Origin of the sequence: Puia dinghuensis (assembly GCF_014642875.1) — a bacterium.
Classification (GTDB): Bacteria; Bacteroidota; Bacteroidia; order Chitinophagales; family Chitinophagaceae; genus Puia; species Puia dinghuensis.
Map to the genome: position 1 here is coordinate 192,054 of NZ_BMJC01000001.1, position 18,426 is coordinate 210,479.

General features: G+C 49.7%; 7 protein-coding genes. 3 read left to right on the forward strand and 4 right to left on the reverse strand.

Annotated elements, in window-relative coordinates:
* Positions 1-76: 76 nt before the first annotated feature.
* Positions 77-4,876 carry a glycoside hydrolase family 95 protein gene (locus IEY39_RS00610; RefSeq protein WP_188927492.1) on the forward strand — a complete coding sequence of 1,600 codons (4,800 nt, stop codon included), beginning with the start codon at positions 77-79 and terminating at the stop codon, positions 4,874-4,876.
* Positions 4,877-4,878: 2 nt separating this feature from the next.
* On the opposite strand, the gene IEY39_RS00615 is transcribed toward IEY39_RS00610, so the two are convergent.
* The 4 genes from IEY39_RS00615 to IEY39_RS00630 all read right to left on the reverse strand — a co-directional run bounded on the left by IEY39_RS00615 (position 4,879) and on the right by IEY39_RS00630 (position 14,112).
* Positions 4,879-5,793: an alpha/beta hydrolase gene (locus IEY39_RS00615; protein ID WP_188927494.1), complete on the reverse strand. Its 915-nt coding sequence runs from the start codon at positions 5,791-5,793 to the stop codon at positions 4,879-4,881.
* A 295-nt stretch (positions 5,794-6,088) separates the two neighbouring features.
* On the reverse strand, positions 6,089-7,204 hold the full coding sequence (locus IEY39_RS00620) for an alpha/beta hydrolase (RefSeq protein WP_188927496.1): 1,116 nt from the start codon (positions 7,202-7,204) through the stop codon (positions 6,089-6,091).
* Positions 7,205-7,375: 171 nt separating this feature from the next.
* Positions 7,376-9,937 (reverse strand): glycoside hydrolase family 9 protein, encoded by a 2,562-nt coding sequence (locus tag IEY39_RS00625; RefSeq protein ID WP_229688708.1) that lies wholly within the window; start codon positions 9,935-9,937, stop codon positions 7,376-7,378.
* Positions 9,938-10,062: 125 nt separating this feature from the next.
* Positions 10,063-14,112, reverse strand: a complete 4,050-nt coding sequence (locus IEY39_RS00630; protein ID WP_188927497.1) for a hybrid sensor histidine kinase/response regulator transcription factor — start codon at positions 14,110-14,112, stop codon at positions 10,063-10,065.
* A 149-nt stretch (positions 14,113-14,261) separates the two neighbouring features.
* On the opposite strand from IEY39_RS00630, the gene IEY39_RS00635 reads away from it, so the two are divergent.
* Together IEY39_RS00635 and IEY39_RS00640 are read left to right on the forward strand one after the other, a co-directional pair.
* Positions 14,262-15,083 carry a helix-turn-helix domain-containing protein gene (locus IEY39_RS00635; RefSeq protein ID WP_188927498.1) on the forward strand — a complete coding sequence of 274 codons (822 nt, stop codon included), beginning with the start codon at positions 14,262-14,264 and terminating at the stop codon, positions 15,081-15,083.
* Between the two features lie 221 nt (positions 15,084-15,304).
* Entirely contained in the window at positions 15,305-18,424 is a 3,120-nt protein-coding gene (locus tag IEY39_RS00640; RefSeq protein WP_188927499.1) for a SusC/RagA family TonB-linked outer membrane protein, read from the forward strand.
* The last annotated feature ends 2 nt before the right edge of the window (positions 18,425-18,426 follow it).

Sequence of the window (18,426 nt, forward strand, 5' to 3'; positions counted from 1 at the left end):
CGCGGGAGCTGAAATCGCAGGAGGCCAGAAGCTCAGCCAAAATGAATTTAAAATTAACAGGCATGGCCTTTCGCTTATGAACAAACTACAGGCAATCTTGCGATCAAGGCTCATTACAACAGCATTTCTCAGCTTTTCCATATCCGGCATGTGCTGGTCGCAATCATTGTTAAACAAGCCGGAAGATAGCATGGTGATCTGGTACCGTAAGCCTGCTGAAAAGTGGCTGGAGGCCTTGCCTATTGGTAACGGCTATATGGGTGCAATGGTGTTTGGCGGTGCCGCACAGGAGCGTATTGCATTAAACGAATCCACTTTTTGGTCGGGCCGCCCGCATGATTATAATGACTCGAAAGCGATCAATTATTTCGCTCAAATCCGCCGACTCATTGTTGACGAAAAATTTCAGGATGCCGAAAAATTGGTTGATGCGCATTTCCTTGGCATCCCCGCGGCGCAGCAAGCTTATCAGCCTATAGGTGATCTGTCTTTATTGTTCGATGGGATGGACAAGGTGGAAGATTATCGCCGTGAGCTTGATATGGAAACCGGCATCGTCAAAATAAATTACCGTGTTGGCAAGGTAACCTTTTCACGTGAAGTCTTTATGTCATATCCTGACCACGTGATGGTAGTACATATAACGGCAAATAAGCCAGGCAGTGTTTCAGTTGGAGCAAAATTTACCGGCCCTTATGTCGATAAAATAACTACAACCCCTGTCTCATTGATAATGGATGGAACATGGAAACCCGGAAATAAAAAAAATTGGCTTATTGCTTCGGTTGAAGGTCCCGGTATGCATTTTCAGTCGGCATTGCAACCACGAGCAGACGGTGGAAAAGCTACCGTTACTGATTCAACCCTTAACATTAACGGAGCAAACGAAGTCACATTTATAGTTACGATAGCGACCAGTTATGTAAATTATAAAAACATCGATGGCGATGCTGCCGCCAAATGCGCCAAAATATTAAATGCCGTATCCGGCAAAAGCTACGCGTCATTACGCCAAAGACATATAACAGACTTTAGTAGTTTAATGGGCAGAGTGCATTTGAATGTCGGTGACAATTCCTTAAACAGAAGGCCGACAGACGAACGCCTTGCTGCGATGAGAAGGTCGCCCGACAAGGACTATGCGGCGTTGGCAAATGTGGATACTTCACGTTCCCCCGTTGCAGATGCGAATTTAGAGGCTTTAGCGTTTCAATTTGGCCGTTATTTATTGGCATCAAGCAGTCGGGCAGGCGGGCAGCCTGCGAATCTTCAGGGAATATGGGATGAGGAAATTTACCCGAACTGGGGCAGCAAATACACCATCAACATTAATTTAGAAATGAATTACTGGCCCACCGAAGTTTGTAATCTGCCGGAATGCCATCAACCACTATTTGACCTGTTAACGGACCTTTCCATCAATGGCGCCGAAACGGCCAAAAAATACTACAACCATGGTGGTTGGGTAGCACATCATAATACCGATCTGTGGCTCGGTACAGCACCTGTGGATGCAGCCCGGTTCGGTATGTGGCCGATGGGCGGCGCATGGCTTTGCCAGGACCTGTGGGAACATTATGCATTTACGGGCGACAAGCCTTTTTTAAGGAAATATTACCCAATTATCCGCGGCGCGGCGCAATTCCTGCTGGAATTAATGGTTGTTGATCCTGAACATGGCTGGCTGGTTACCCCCTTTTCTATGTCGCCAGAGCATGGTTATTATGATAGCAGCGGAAAATTGTCTTTCTTATCCCCCTCGCCAACGATGGATATTGCTATTATCCGGGAGTTGTTTCCGCATTGTATAGCAGCCAGTAAAGAATTGGGCATCGATGAAGATTTTCGGAAAAAACTGGAGACGGCCTTGACAAAATTACCGCCCTACCAAATAGGAAGTTCGGGTTTTTTACAGGAATGGATAAAGGACTGGAAACAAGCTCCGGCCGGGCATAATGTATCGCCGCTGTTTACATTTTATCCGGGCCGTTCCATCAGGCTGCGCCGTGACCCTCAGTTGGCAGAGGCTATTCACAAATGGATGGATGAACATCCGGCCCCTGGCGGCTTTCCCATGTCATGGGATATAGCGGTTTGGGCACGTTTGGAACAGGGCGATAAAGTTGCGGAAGTAACAAATAAATTTTTGAGCAACAACTATGTAGGCCCGAATCTGCACAATAAAAGGTCAAATCAGTCTGACGCAAATTTTGGTTTTACTGCCGCTATTGCTGAATCTTTACTACAGAGCCACGATGATGAGATAAGCTTATTGCCCGCCTTATCTACCGATTGGAAGGACGGGTCTGTCTCGGGTTTGCGTGCGCGTGGCGGATATGAAGTAAGCATGCAATGGAAAAATGGCAAGCTGGTATCCGCACATATCCATAGCATCAAGGGAAAAACTCTTAAGGTGCGTTATGCCGACAAAACAGCAACGTTTTCCATTAAACCCGGTAGTACCATTAACCTGGACCGTAACCTGGTGGCAATGGACACGGCATTTTCTTATGCCCAGCATAAAAAGTCAGCCGCCAATGAAATGTGTTGGTGGTATGATAAACCTGCTACCAAATATTGGGAGGGTTTACCTATCGCAACCGGTCGGTTCGCTGCTATGATCGGCGGGAAAACAGCAGAAGAGGATATTGTTTTTAATGATGAAACTTTATGGTCTGGAGGTCCCTACGATCCTAATAATTTAAACGGTCCTCAAATTTTGGCAAACGTAAGGAAACTGATCCTTGAAAGAAATTACGTTAAGGCCAACGAGGAAGCCATGCAATTGAATAGTATGCCCCCCAATGTGCAGCACTATCAACCCATGGGCATACTAAATATTTCTTTTAACGATGATCAACCCAATGCGGTTGACCATTACAAAAGAAAACTGAGTATGGATAGCGCCGTGGTAACGATTACTTATAGGGAAAACGGCGTTAACTTTAAGCGCGAGATCTTTGCCAGCTTTCCTGATCAGGTTATAGTTATACATGTTACAGCCGATAAGCCCGGCAGTATTAGCTTAAAAACAGGCTTGAGCAGTTTGCAACCTTCAGCTCAAACGAAAATAATAAATGGCAACCTGGTTATGAATGGCATAAACACAGAACTGACAGGTGATGGGTATACGGCTACTCCGGTTCCGGCGGCGTTAAAATGGTCGGCCCGCTTAAAGTCAATAGTTGATGGCGGTAATGTGACTTACGGAAAGGAAGAAGGAAGAACAGGCAATATTATAAAAATTGATAAAGCTAACTCGGTAACGTTGCTATTGGCAGGCGCTACCAGCTGGAAAAGCTGGAATGATGTTTCGGCAGATGAAAAAGCACGTTGTGATGAATACATTACGAAAGCTGCGACCTATCAATACAATGAGTTAAAACAACGACATTTGAATGATTACATGCCGCTGTTTGCCAGTTGCCAACTGGATCTCGGAGGTGGTGCTGCCGGAATGCTTACTACTACCGAGCGTATGGAAAAGATCAAAGCCGGCGAAGCAGATCCACTCTACATTGCTCAATATTTTCAATACGGCAGGTATTTACTATTGGCCGGCGCCCGTGAGGGGACATTGGCTTTTAATAACCACAATATGTGGCTGAATAATATGGAAGGACGATGGCAGGGCAGATGGACGCTGAATATTAATATACAAGAGTGTTACTGGCCAGTTGAAAGCACAAACCTTGCACGACTCAACCAATCGCTATTGTTGTTTACCGAGCAGTTGGCGCAAGCGGGAAGGCGCACCGCTAAGGAACTGTATAATTGCCGTGGTTGGGTGGCGCATCACGGTACGGATATATGGTTTAACACTGCACCGACCGACCGTAACCGCGAGGCTTCCATATGGCCAATGGGAGGCGCCTGGTTAATGCAGCAGCTTTATGACCATTATCAATATGGTCTTGATAAAAAATATCTGGAAAGTATTTATCCTTTATTAAAAGGCTCGGCTGAATTTTTTTTAGATTATTTGATGACCGACTCTGCCACCGGTTACCTGGTAACCTGTCCATCTACAAGTCCGGAAAACAATTTTTTGACGGATGATGGAAAAATAGGCGCGGTTACCATGGGATCAACAATGGACAATGAATTGTTAAGAAATCTGTTTGGCCACACTATTGCAGCTGCAACAATATTGGGTAAAGATCATGATCTATGTAGTGAACTGGAGAGCGCATATAAAAAATTACCGCCGCTGAAAATTGGAAAATTTGGGCAGTTGCAGGAATGGATGGAAGATGTTAAAGAATATGATACAAGTCATCGCCATATATCCCATTTGTTTGCCTCGTATCCTGATGATGCTATTACTTTACGTAAAACTCCCGAATTAGCACAGGCAGTAAAGGTTGTATTACAACGCAGGGGAGACATCAATATGGGTTGGTCGGGAGCCTGGAAGATCAATCAGCACGCGCGGTTGGAAGAACCGGAAGCAGCCTATAAAATACTAATTCTTATGCTTACCGATGTGAGCATACATCCTCGTGCCGAAGATAGCAGGATCACTCCATCCTTTGAGGGCAACCAGGGCATACAAGGCATTACCGCCGGTATTGCCGAAATGTTGATGCAAAGCCACTCGGGAGAAATTTCGTTGCTACCTGCCCTCCCGGCTGAATGGCCAAAAGGCAGGGTCACAGGATTAAGGGGACGTGGTAATTATACTGTTGATATACAATGGGACAAGCAACAACTAAGTAATGCAACGCTTATTTCCGGAATAACGCAAACTTGCCGTTTAAGAACTAAAAAAACGGTGGGAATATTATTAAATGGGGAAAATATACCTGCCAAACAGGTTGAAAAAAATGTTTATGTTTTTAAAGTAATCGCAGGTAAAAAGTATAAAATAATCTAAGGTCATTTGGTTTTGTCGGTTTTAAAAATACGCTGGGAAAACCAATACAAGTTATTATCCCACTCGATGTTATCGTGCGCATGAGTATCCACGCTCCAAACGTGAGAAATGCCTTTTTCCCTGAGAAACCGATGGACCTGCTGACTAACGCCCCAAAGTCCGTCTTTATTGCCGCATGCTATCCATAGTAATTTGATCTTTTCCCGGGCAGCTTTAATATCCGGAACCAATTCCACATTTGTATATATACCGCCGAACTGGTTTGTATTAGGCGCCGAGGAAAACCCTCCTATATAGGCAAAAATTCCCAGATTATACAAACCTATATTTAACGATTGCCCCCCTCCCATTGATAAGCCGGCAATGGCGCGATGTTCGCGATCACTATATGTGGAATAGTGTGAATCGATATAAGGAATTATATCTTTCAATAGATCCTCTTGGAATGGCTTTCCGTAACCTGCAAAACCATCCGCTCTCCCTGAACGGCTTGCTTTTGATGTATCTGTCACTGTCAGCTTTGAATCACAGTTTGGGAAAACCATAACTATAGGCTGAATTTTACCTTCTGCAATCAGGTTATCTAAAATGTTATCAGCCTGGCACCATTCAGTCCATTGACGATAGTCTTCCCCTAAACCGTGCAACAGATAAAGCACGGGGTATTTCGTAGCGGAGGAGTATCCTGGAGGCGTATACACGCTCATTTGCCGAAGCTTTCCAAGAGTTTTTGAAGCATATTGAACGGGTGTCAACTTTCCGTGAGGTATATTGCTCTGCTGGACGTCAAATCCGGCTGGTGGATCGGGAAACGTAGGGGCGGAGTCCACCTTAAAAGAAGCAGAGTCTGTTTGCGCCAGACAGGTATGACTGGCAATGATAAATATTAACGAAATAAATGAATGCCTGTTACTCATTTTAGTCTCTTGATAGAATTAATGTAAATTTTCTTTTGAGCCGTAAAAATGGTTTCTCAAAAAAACGGTATGACAACACGGCAATAATTGCCGTTGCAACGAAAGCAATGATGAAACCTACATCATTTCGCCACTCATACGCACCAATCATTCTGCTGAAAGCATCCAGTTCCTTCTTATATATTTGATAAACAAACCAGAAGATCGTTATATTGTGCCATCCTGGACGAAGTGAACATTTTTTACCCCTGAAATGCGAGAGTTATACCCCTCTCCGGGCTGACGAATAGTTAAATTAATTTTGAAAAAGCAGCGGCGCCAGTTGGTATAGGCTGCGCCTCCAGGTAAGAAACTCATGCGCTGTGTTTTCAGACACAAAAGAAACTACATTATAACCAGCCTGTTTTAGCGCGTCTGTTGCTTGTTTGACCCGGTCGGGATTTTCGCGGCTGCCGCAACTTATAAAGATCAGTTTCGGTTTTGTTTTGTCTTTCAGTTCTTCCGGCGTATAAAGGCCACCGCTCAGCAACGCATACTGTGAGAAAACTTCCGGTCTATTCAGCGTTATCGTGTGCGTTTCCATGCCGCCCATTGAAAGCCCTGCCATCGCCCTGTTTTCCCGGTTGGCCAATGTGCGGAAATGAGCGTCTATATAAGGGATCAGTTCTTCTGTCAGTACTGTTTGAAACGTGTCAATTTTAAATTCCCGCATGTGGCCGAATCTTACTTCGTTTGTTATGCCATAGGTCATTACAATGATGAACGGCTTGATCTTTGCGTCGGCGATGAGGTTATCCATGATCAGGTTGGCATGGCCCTGGTTGCTCCATGCAGTTTCATCTTCACCCCATCCATGTTGCAGGTATAACACCGGATAACGCTTGTTGGCATCTTTGCTGTAACCCGGCGGCGTATACACAAATGCCCTGCGGGATGTATTGGTGCTTTTGGAAGGGAAAAGCACCTGGACCACATTCCCGTGCGGCACATCTTTCAAGGCATAAAAATCCTGGTCGTGTGCCGGTATTTCAATGCCGCTCTCCCAGCGAACCGAACCATAGAAATTGAGGGTGCCGGGATCGTTGAATACACCGCCGTCAATGGTAACGTGGTAATAGTGAAAACCTTCATCCATCTGCCCTGCTGTGGTGCCTGTAAAAAATCCGTCCTCCCCTTTTGTAAGCAGTGTACCACCCTTGCCCCCTAACCCCAAGCTCACTCTGACACTGTCTGCCCTTGGCGCCAGTATCCTGAACCGGGCATAACCCTGCGAGTTCACCTGTGGGTAGGGTTGCCCCGGCTGGTTCAAAACGGATGGCTTGAAATCTTCCTTGATATCCTGGGACATGCAGGTATTACCGGCCAGGGCAGCCAGGGAAAACAGGAGTATTTGCTTGAGTCTACTGATCATTGGGCTTTGTTTATGGTTACTTTTATTTGCGTGAATAAATGCGGTGGAAATGCGTACTGCAGTTTGTTGTCGTTTATTTTAACGGGCTCTGAAACCGGCCCATAGTGAGATAACGCGGTCAACATCGGTTTTTTCATATTAAAGGAATTTTATACTTCCCATAGGTATGGATCATCTGTTTGCGGATGCATCACCTAGCTGGAGGGCATTCACGGCCGCCGACAAAAGGATATAATTGGCGCAGATCCCTACGGTTACCTCATTCTCCCCCCAGAAGAAAGGCCAGTCCTCTTTGTTCTCGGGAAAATCAGGTTTCAGGATAAGTATGCCGGGGACGACGCCGCCTGCGATATAGCTGAAATCAGCCCGGTTGTTGCCGTACGTTATTTTCTTCGAACGGGTTCCCACTGCCGATACGAACGAAATATTGGAATAGGGATGACAGCCAAAAAGATAGTCGAGGCCGCGGTAGACATACGCCGCACTCATGATATCCGGAAATTGCCGATGGGCATAATAGCAGGTGATTGCCCAGTTGACAATACCACTATTCCCGCCCCAGCCGCCGGCGGCCATGGGCACGCCATAAGGGTTTTGGCGGGCATAGCCGTCACTCACCCCTTTGAACCTGGTTACATAGGGGCGAAGCCTGTCCCTGTACGCCTGGTCCATATAGGGACATGCCTGAAGGGCCGTCGCCATGCCGAATTGCACGTTTCGGTCGAGCGATTGCCAGATGCCTTCACGGAATTCCTTTCCAAAGCCCTCTTCCTTTGTGGTTATATACAATTGCAGCGCGGCAGTTGTCTTTAGGTTACGTCTGAACATCATCGAGAACCTGGAGGTATCCTGCTTGCTCATACTGTCGTCTTCGTTCCAAAGCTTGCGGGCATAGTACAGGCATTGTACGGCGAGCGTGTCGTCGAATCCTTTCAGTGCACGGCTCGCGGCAGCCAGGGCAGCAGCAGTGTAATAATCCAGGAATACCGTCCTTTCCGTAAAGGCCCACCTGTCATCCATCGTCCCGCTGGATCTTCCATCCGTCTCATAGGGCTTAAGACGCGGATTATAAGGCAGATTGTCCGTTTCCATCGACCCATCGCCCAAATGGTGATATTGGTGCAGGTTGGGCACGACGATCCCTCTCACCGGGTGGCCGATATTCTTCACCTGGGCCACCATGTTAAGCACTCCATGCTTTATCTGTTGCAAGATATCCTGCTTCCCATCCGGTCGATGGATGTCTACATACCTTGTCGGATAGTCGACAAACGTTTCGTCACGGTCTAACCTGAATTTTTCCCAGGCGTCTACCAGCGCCAGCACGGCGTCACAATGCGATCCGGTTTGGATATCGAAATCGCCGGCGTCGTACCAGCCGCCGACGGCCATGCCCGGGATGCGCTCGAGCGACTTATATTTTGTCTGGGTGGATGGTCCCATGCTATATCCGTCAAAATGCTGATGATTCACCGGCGCCTGCAACGCGTCGTCCAGGAATGACGCGCCATGCCATACCCGGTAAGCCTCATTCACTTCCATGTGGTCCATCTGTACCGGGAACCACACATCCAATGTCGGATGCCAGATATCCACAAAGACATCGGGACTGATCCGAAAGCTGTTCGTCCGTTGGTTACCGTATTGTAAAAAATAGACGCCGGGTTCTTTTACATCGCTGAAATCGAAGACCTCGTAATTGTATCGAAGATACCTGCCCCAGGGATGGAGCGGAGCCCGCAGCTTCTCTACCTCCCTGCCATCTTCCGTCACCTGATACAGCACTGCTTCGGGCAGCGGCACATCGGCTTTATCCAATTCGATGACGGCCGTTTTGTCCTGCCCGGGCGTGTAGCCCACCTGGGAGAACCCGATGACCGGCTTTCGCTTCCAGCCTGGGATCGCGTTAGGTTCTACATACCAGCTGAGCACCTTTCCCGTCTTCCCTGCCGGCAGCAGGCTGCGTATGATGAACCAGCCGTTTTGGCCAAGGTTCCTTCCGTCGAATAATAGCAGCTCGGCATCCGTGCTCCGGATAAGCACTCTTCGCTCGGGGTCTTCGGGCGCCAGCACAAGAGTCCGGCCGGTGGCCAGCGGCGAAGGGATGATGAATTCATGCCGCCCCCGGTCGTCGAAAGTGGTGTGACCCGCAAATTGGGGAATTTTTTTGTCCGCCGACTCCATCCTCGTTTTGCTGGATGGATATAGCGGGAAATTTCCAGGGTTGCCATCGACAAGATAGGTCTTCTCAAAATAAGCGGCCGGCAGAAATTCCAGGTTGAATCCGGCATTACCCGCCAGCTTTTCGGGCAGCGGCTGATCGAGGTAGACGCTGATCTCGACGCCTTTATCCTTAGCAGTCACCTGTACCTTCGAATGGAAATTGTATTCCTTGTAGGTCAATCCGGCCTCGATGGCGCCGTGCTCATGGTCCACCTTTCGGCTTTCCAGCACGGGGATAAGGTCCCACTGTTCCGGCGTAGGCTCCAGCCTGACGGCCCCGCCCGTGGCGGTCCTGACACCATGATGGATGATCTCGATGCCCGCCGTCTTCTCATCGAAGAACATACCATTATATTGGCTGCTGAACACCATCACATTGACACCGGGTTTCTCAAAATAGCCGGAATCGTTGATAAGGAGGGGTTCGCCGGAATTCTTATCCTGTGCAGTGGCCCGGAACCCGCATACGGTCGACATCATGATGCAGAGGGCTGCTAAACGTGCTATCATCTCAATTGTTATTTTGGTCTAACTTTCTGGATGGGCCAATTTAGTAGTTTACTCCTGGAATACACTGCCGCCGAAGCTATTTCGGCAAAGAATGAGCTATTATCATCAGCTGTGATAAAAAAGGGTCATCTGGCGGCCCTCTTTTGCGCGATATATTCTGATGGTTGGATGTTAAATTTTACCTTAAAGGTCCTGGCGAAATAATTTGGTGAAGAGAATCCTGTTTGGTAGGCTATCTCCGCAATACTAAGGTCGCTCTTTTCCAATAATTGGGCCGCCTTCGCCAATTTGAAAGAGCGGATATATTCCACGGGTGTTTCCCCCGTAATTTCCAGCATCTTGCTATACAGCGAGCTCCTGCTCATACCCACCTGCCTGCTGAGGAATTCGACGGAAAGCTCCGGACTGGCGATATTCTCTTCGAGGCAGCGGACAATGGCCTGCATCAATCTTTCCTCTTCTGTTTGTACCCTTACTTCGGGCTGAAGCACTTTGATCTGCCGGGTATAAGCACTCTTCAGGTTGCGCCCCAGTTCGAGCAGGCTTCTCATCTTAGCATGCAGTACTTCAAAATTGAAAGGCTTAGTGATATAGTCGTTGGCTCCTGTTTCCAGCCCCTCCAACTGCTGCGCGTCCCCGGTTAACGCCGTGAGCAATATGATGGGTATATGGGAGGTACGCTTGTCGGCCTTCAATTTCTTCGAAAGCAGGATGCCGTCCATATGAGGCATGCTGATATCGCTGACGATCAGCTGCGGGTGGGCGGCTAATGCTTTCTGCCAGCCTTCATTACCGTTGGCTGCCTCGATGATCCTGTAATTCTGCCGGAGGTTGTCCTTGAGGTAGAACCGGAAGTCTTCGTTATCCTCCACCAGCAGGACGGTGGGCATTTCGGAGATGACAGCAGGCTCTTCATTTGCCGTCGGAGTTTCCTGCTCCGTTTGGGGGCGTGAGGAAATGGCAGTTTGGCGGTCCGTCACTACCTGGAGGGGAAGGCAGATCGTAAAAACGCTTCCATGGTCCGGCTCGCTTTCCACCTCGATGGTGCCGCCGTGCAACCGCACGAACTCTTTTGTGATGGACAGCCCGATACCCGTACCCTGGTTGAGAATAGCGTCTCCGGATGCATGCTGAAAGAACCTGTCAAATATCTGTTGCAGCTTATCAGGCGGTATCCCGATGCCGGTGTCGATCACGCGGATGGCAATGCGCTTTTTCCCGGCTTCATCCGGCTCGTCGGGGGCATCCATCAGGACAGAGATGCTTCCCTCTTCCAGGGTGAACTTAAAAGCGTTGGAAAGAAGGTTGAAGAGAATGCGTTCCATTTTATCGTGGTCGAACAACACATGCAGGCTAGGGATATTGCTGGTAAAATTCAGCTGGATATGTTTTCTTCCGGACAGATCGGTAAAAGAATGGACTGTGTCTTTTACAAAAGCTACCAGTTCCCCCTCCGTCAGCAGCAGGCTGAGCTCCTGCACTTCCATCTTCCTGAAGTCGAGCAACTGGTTGACGAGATTGAGCAATCTTCTGGCATTCCGGCGGATCATATACAGCTTATCACTCGATCTCTTCCCCTGCTGTTCGGACAGCAGCTCGTTGACGGGCCCCATGATGAGGGAGATGGGAGTTCTGAATTCATGACTCAGATTGGTAAGGAATTTAAGCTTCATGCGGTCAAGCTCCTGTGCCCGCCTTACCTCCGCGCGTTCGCGCTCCAGCTGGAATTTCTTCCTCACCCTCGAAAGCCCGCGATACCGGCTGTAGAGTAAAAGCCCGCCGGCCGCCAGCACATAAAAAATATAGGCGTAAACGGTGCGCCAGAAGGGGGGCTTTACAAAGATGGTTATCAACCTTTCTTCCGTGCTCCACACGCCGTCGTTGTTGATCGCCTTCACGCGGAATACATATTCGCCGGGATCGAGATTGGTATACCTGGCAGTGTTCATGGCGCCGGTGTTCCATTCCTTATCGACTCCTTCCAGCTTATACGCATACTGATTCTGCTTTGGAAGGGTGTAGTTGAGGGCTACAAAGCTCAGTGCAAAGTTTTGTTTGTATTCAAGCCTTATCGTGTCGGCGACGGAGATCTGGTCGCTGATAGGAGATGCTGGTCCTGCCTGGACAGACTTGTTGGCTATTTGCAGGTCTGTCAGTACAACGGCCGGTGCATTCCTGTTGATCGTGAGACGGGAAGGGTAGAAATAATTGAAGCCCTGCTGGCCCCCGAATAGCAAGGCGCCGTCTGATAAGCGGATGCCCGACCCGTGTACGAAATTGTTATTCTGCAGGCCGTTGAGATAGTTGAAATTTCGAAAGGTTTTTGTCTCCGGGCTAAAACTGCTTATGCCTGTATTGGTGCTGACCCAGATGTGTCCCTGCGTATCCTCGACTATCTGGTAGATCGTCGTATTCGGGAGACCGTCCTTCTCGGTGTAATTGATGAATTGGCCGCTTTTCCTGTCGAATACGCCCAGTCCTCCGCCATAGGTGCCTACCCACATCCGGCCGCGGCTATCGCACAGCAATGCGTGTACTTTATCAAACGGCAACCGGCTGTTGCTTTGGCTATACAACGTAAAATGGTTGTCCCGGGGCCCGAGAATGGCTAGTCCCCCGCCATGAGTGCCGATCCAGATATTGCCATCACGGTCTTCTTCCAGAGCCCTTATATAGCCATTCACCGGCAACAGAATATCGGTCGGGGCCGCCGGCGCCGGTGTATATCTTGCAATCACCCTGTTATTCACCACCAAACTCACTCCTTGCCCGTTAGTGCCCACCCAGATGCGCCCTTTACTGTCTTCCAGGATACTGTAAACCTCATTTTCACTCGGATTCGCCTGCCCGGGCCCCATTGTTATGTGCCTGATCCTTCCTGTCGCTGTATCCATCACGACCAGCCCGGCCCCGAGTGTCCCGATATACAGCCGGCCATTTCGGGCAAGCTTCAAAGCGAGCACGGCCATCAAGTCCTTTTCCTTGCTATCCACCCCTAAACGCACCGGCTTCAATTCGTCTGTCGCCCTGTCGAAGCTGTAGAGGCCGGCATCGTCCATCCCCACCCATATCCTACCATCCCCTCGTTCGGCAAACGATGTTACGACAGATCGTTTTGCTTCACTGTCGGGAAAGGCGTCACTCGGCTTTATGTCAAACAGGTTGAGGTTCTTATCGTATTTATCGATGCCGCCGCGGTAAGTGCCCACCCAATAAATATCCTCCTTATCGATATAGATACTTTTGATGGCTTTGCTTGTCAGCCCATGTACATTGCCATCCGGCAGATAGGTGACGGCCCGCCCGGCCTTCGGGTCCAGGACATGGAGACCCTCCATGGTGCCGATCCATAATTTACCATCGCTGTCCGGTACGATGGCATTGATAGTCTTTTCACCCAACACCTTGTTGGCCGGGTCCATCACGCTATACGGGACAAAGGCGCCCTTGTCCGAACGCATCATACACAGGCCGTGCACAGTGCCCACCCAAAGATGTCCCGATCGATCTTCCCCCAGGACTTTGACATGATTGTCCACAAGGCTTTCCTTGTCGGAAAGGGCATGCCCAAACCGTCTGAACGAATGCGTGGCCGGCTTATACAGGAACAACCCGTTGTCCGTGCCTACCCATATCCTTCCCCTGCTATCTGCAAAAATGCATTCCAGGCTCATCCCGGGCGATGCCCCGCCAGGCTCGTATCCCAGAGCCATTTTGGTTAGCTTCCCTGAATCCGGATCAAGCATGTAAGGAGACTCGAACTGTGCTATCCAGACCTTCCCTTCATGATCGCTGCAAATACCCCGGACGACGGCATTGGGTACCAGCCCGGATGTGTCGCCCGGGCCCGGGAAATGGACGAACCTGTCCTTTTTCCGGTCGTATAAACTCACCGCGCCGCCACTGGTGCCTATCCACAGATTACCTCTGCTGTCCTCGTGCAGGGCGAGTACCTCATTGGCGCGAAGACTTTGGTTATCGCCGGGGATGTGACGATAGACGGTGAAATTTGTCCCGTCGAACTTGTTGAGGCCATCATCCGTGGCAAACCACATCAATCCATACCTGTCTTTCACGATGGCATTTACCGTATTGGAAAGCAGTCCATCCTTTGACGTCAATGACGTAAAGTTGATATGTGCGGGCTGAGCTATACCGGCTATAGCCAGCCGCATGAAAATTAGGAGTAATATGTTATTCTTTATCGCCACAACCCTCTCATCCTGACAATATAGTCGATAATACTGAAATTCAACAATTGTGCTACACATTTCGACAAATAGTACATATGTAAGAGGCTGTTGATTATAGATTTGTATAGATTATGATTGCAACTGCCATTTCCGAAAAAATAGATGATGTCAATCCTTGCACAGGATTGACAGCCGCCCAAAATGTCTTATTAGTCTACTGTAATAAGTCAGAAGTGGACCAGTTCGCCCGATACCTGGGCGACGTTTGCCATCTCTTCCCGGTGAGGACCGAGCGGCATCTGTTAATGACGCTGGAAAATCACGCGATCCAAATGATCATCATCAAAGGAGAAACAGGAGGTCCCCAGGGTGGGGTCCAGCTATGTTCCCGCCTGAAATCCACACCCCGGTTTGCACATCTCCCCGTGATCCTGCTGATAGCGGCGAATAGCCCCGAAGTGCGCATTGGCTGCCTGGAATCCGGGGCGGATGCGTGGATGGAAATGCCGTTGTCCCGAAGCTATCTGCGGGCGCAGATCAGAAATCTTTTCGCCAACCGGCATCGCATAGAGAGCTACTTTAGTCAGTCCCGCCTTTTCAAGCATCCGATTGCCTGCTCCGGAGACAATGAGGCGTTTTTGAACAGGTTGAACAGCTTTATCGTGGAGCATCTGCCTGACACCGGCCTTAATGTCGACACGCTGGCGCAGCTGATGAATATGAGCCGGCCTACGCTATATCGGAAGATCAAGTGCATCTCTCATCTTACCCCCAACGAACTGGTGAACACCATCAGGCTCAATAAGGCTGCCGAGTTGCTGACCAGCGGCAACAAGAAGGTTCTCGAGATCGCCAAATTGGTGGGATTCCATTCGAGGAGCAATTTCGGCAAGGCATTCATAAGGCATTTCAGTGTCACGCCAGTGGAATACCGGAAAACGATCAAAATTTGATAAGATTTTGATATATGTTTTCATCGGTTGAGATTTTTTTGCATCGTTTAGCAAGCATAAGAAATTAAAAATTAATTGCCAATATAGTTATTAAAATAATAATTTAAACGAAAAACGGCGAGGTTACAATTTTTATGCAATCGGTTGTAATTTCCCTTTTTTTCTACTTTTACTCCGAGACTTATTCTAAAAAATTGCCATTAATCATCAATTGTTTGCTTATGAGAAATTCTAAAACTGCCATTCTACGAATTGCAAAGGGCACTTTGTTCCTGGTATTTCTTTTCTTTTCATCCAGCTTGCTCGCACAGACTCCTATCAAAGGCAAGCTTGTTGATGCCGGTGGTGCGCCGCTAGTTGGGGCATCCGTCGGTATAAAAGGTACTACGCGGGGCACTACGACCAACGCCGCAGGCGAGTTTTCCATTGACGCAAAACCCGGCGAGACATTGGAGTTCTCGATGGTCGGCTTTCAGGCGGCATCCACAAAAGTGAGCGCGACCACCGACCACTTGACGGTACAGCTTCAACCAAAGTTGAGCGCCGTCGAAGAAGTAATTGTAATAGGGTATGGTACACAAAAGCGCGCATCGGTGACAGGGGCCATTTCGAGCGTCAACAGCAAGACGGTAAAAGAATTGCCCGTAGCCAGCGTGGCGCAGGCGTTACAGGGAAGGGTCACCGGGCTCCAGGTGACCAACAACGGCAGCCCCGGCACGGACCCGATCGTTCGCATACGGGGCATCAGCTCGATCTCCTATGCGCCCAATCCTTTGTATGTGATCGATGGTCTGCCGACAGGAGATCTGTCTACCATCGATACAAGGGATATCGAAAACGTGGATGTGCTCAAAGATGCCTCCGCGGCGGCTATTTATGGATCGAGGGCTACCAATGGGGTCATCATGATCACGACCAAGAAAGGACAGAGAAGCGGCAAGATCCGCGTCAGTCTCGACTCCTATGTGGGGACACAGGACGTGACCAAGCGGCTGAGCCTGCTGAACACGGCGCAATTCCAGCAGTATGCCATCGCTTACAGGGGCAGTAATGTCGCCCGGCTGATGGCGCCCTGGGTCAATACACCGATCTACCAGGGCACTACCCAGACGTATGGCCAGACCAATACCAACTGGCAGGACGCCTATTTCAAGAGCGGGGTGATGACCCAGCACAATATCGGGCTCAGCGGCGGCAACGATGTTTCGCGTTTCTACGCTTCGGCCGGCTATTTCGATCAAACGGGGATCGCCCCGACGGTCGGCTATAAGCGGTATAATTTCCGGATCAATTCGGAGCATAACATCAGCAAGGTGTTCACCTTTGGGGAGAACCTGTACCTCGCCGACGGCGAGCAGGCCTATGACAACAACGAGGCCGGGTCGAGATCCAACCTGATCAATGTCATCCGGATCATGCCGCATATGCCGGTGTACGATCCTACCACGACCGACGGGTTCCGTGGTGTCAACTCCGTGCTGGATGGCGGCGACCCGACCAATCCCATAGAAGATGCAACGGTGAAGAATCCGGGCACCCGGTCGACTCTGAAGATCCTGGGTTCGGCTTATGCAGAAGTGAGCTTCACCAAGTGGTTGAAGTTCCGCTCGACCATCGGCATCGACTATGCCAACGGACTGGACTACCGCTTCTCGCCGATCTTCAACGACAGCGGAACTGTCGCGGGTAGCAGCGCCATCCTGGCGGGCGTCACGAACAATCGCTCCGTCTCCACGGTAAAGCTCTATACGCAACAGCTGACATTCGACCGGACATTTGGCAACCACCATTTTAACGCTATCGCCGTATACGAGTACCTTCAGCAAAAGATCCGCAATGAGAATGCGAGCGGCAACCAGGCGTCCAACAATATCCAGGTCCTGAATAACGCCACCAATGTGTCGGTTCAGACATTGAAGTACGAAGGGAACCTGATCTCCTATGTAGGCCGGCTGAGCTATGACTACAAGGGCAAATACCTGCTGAGTGGCGCTATTCGCCAGGATGGTCTCTCGATATGGGCTCCGGGAAAGAAATGGAAGGTCTTTCCTTCCGGCAGCGTCGGCTGGCGGATCGACCAAGAAGATTTCATGAAGAGCCTAACGGAGATCTCCGAGCTGAAGGTAAGGGCGGGTTACGGGCTCACCGGGCTGAATGGCTTTGCTTTAGGATTTAATCCCTGGCAGCAAGTCGTCAACGCCAGCAGCGCTTACTATCCTTTCGGCAATGTCTTTACAAGCGGCCCTGCATCTTCCATTCAAGCCCTTGGTAATGCAAGCCTCGAGTGGGAGACGACCAAATCGCTGAATTTTGGCCTGGACATGGGCTTGTTGAACAATACCATTACTTTGTCTGCCGAATATTTCCGGCGGACGACAGACAACCTGATCCTGGCCGTTCCTGTGTTTCCCTCCGCGGGTTACCTGGTGAATACCGTCCCGCAGAACATTGCCTCCATGACCAATAACGGCTTCGAGCTGCAGCTGGGCTATACCAAGCGGACAGGCGAATTCCGGTGGAATGCCAGCGGCCTCATCAGCTTTATCACGAACAACGTGACCAAGCTGGCTCCCGGCGTCAAGAATTTAGAAGCGGGCGCGGATGCTGATCTCAGCGAAGGGTATAACGTCACCAATACGGCGGTTGGCCATCCGATCCAGTCGTTCTACGGCTGGCAGACGGAAGGCATCTTCCAGGACGCGACGGATGTAAGTAAACATGCTACGCAAACCGCAGGCACCGGACCTGGCGACCTTAAATTCAAAGACGTCGATGGCAACGGTGTCATCGACAACAACGACCGGGTCTTCCTCGGCAGCTACATACCGACGTTTACTTATTCCATCAACTTAGGTGCGAGCTATAAGAATTTCGACGTATCCACCTTCTGGCAGGGCGTGCAGGGTAATAAGATCTTCAATGCCACGCGTACCATCTCGGAAGGCATGATCCGCTTCTTCAATGCAAGCACGAAGGTGCTGGACGCCTGGACGCCCACCCATACCAATACCAGCGTACCCCGCGCCATCTCTTCGGATCCCAACCAGAATGCCCGGCCCTCTAACCGATTCATAGAGGACGGCTCCTATCTCCGGCTCAAGAATGTCATGATCGGCTATACGATCCCGGACAAGCGATTGCAGACGATGACAAATGGCGTCGTGAGGAGCTTCAGGATCTATTTCTCCGCGCAAAATGTCCTGACCATTACGAAATATTCGGGCTTCGATCCGGAAGTGGGCAACCGGCAGGTCAACAGTTCCTCGCTGACCAATGGGATCGATGCGGCCGTGTATCCGCAGCCTCACGCCTACCAGGTCGGTATCCAGGCCAATTTTTAAAA

Bases quoted from the DNA above. Each gene is read 5' to 3' on its own strand.
- IEY39_RS00640 (WP_188927499.1), top strand. From the start codon at position 15,305: ATGAGAAATTCTAAAACTGCCATTCTACGAATTGCAAAGGGCACTTTG.
- IEY39_RS00620 (WP_188927496.1), bottom strand. From the start codon at position 7,204: ATGATCAGTAGACTCAAGCAAATACTCCTGTTTTCCCTGGCTGCCCTG.
- IEY39_RS00615 (WP_188927494.1), bottom strand. From the start codon at position 5,793: ATGAGTAACAGGCATTCATTTATTTCGTTAATATTTATCATTGCCAGT.
- IEY39_RS00630 (WP_188927497.1), bottom strand. From the start codon at position 14,112: ATGCGGCTGGCTATAGCCGGTATAGCTCAGCCCGCACATATCAACTTT.
- IEY39_RS00610 (WP_188927492.1), top strand. From the start codon at position 77: ATGAACAAACTACAGGCAATCTTGCGATCAAGGCTCATTACAACAGCA.
- IEY39_RS00635 (WP_188927498.1), top strand. From the start codon at position 14,262: ATGATTGCAACTGCCATTTCCGAAAAAATAGATGATGTCAATCCTTGC.
- IEY39_RS00625 (WP_229688708.1), bottom strand. From the start codon at position 9,937: ATGATAGCACGTTTAGCAGCCCTCTGCATCATGATGTCGACCGTATGC.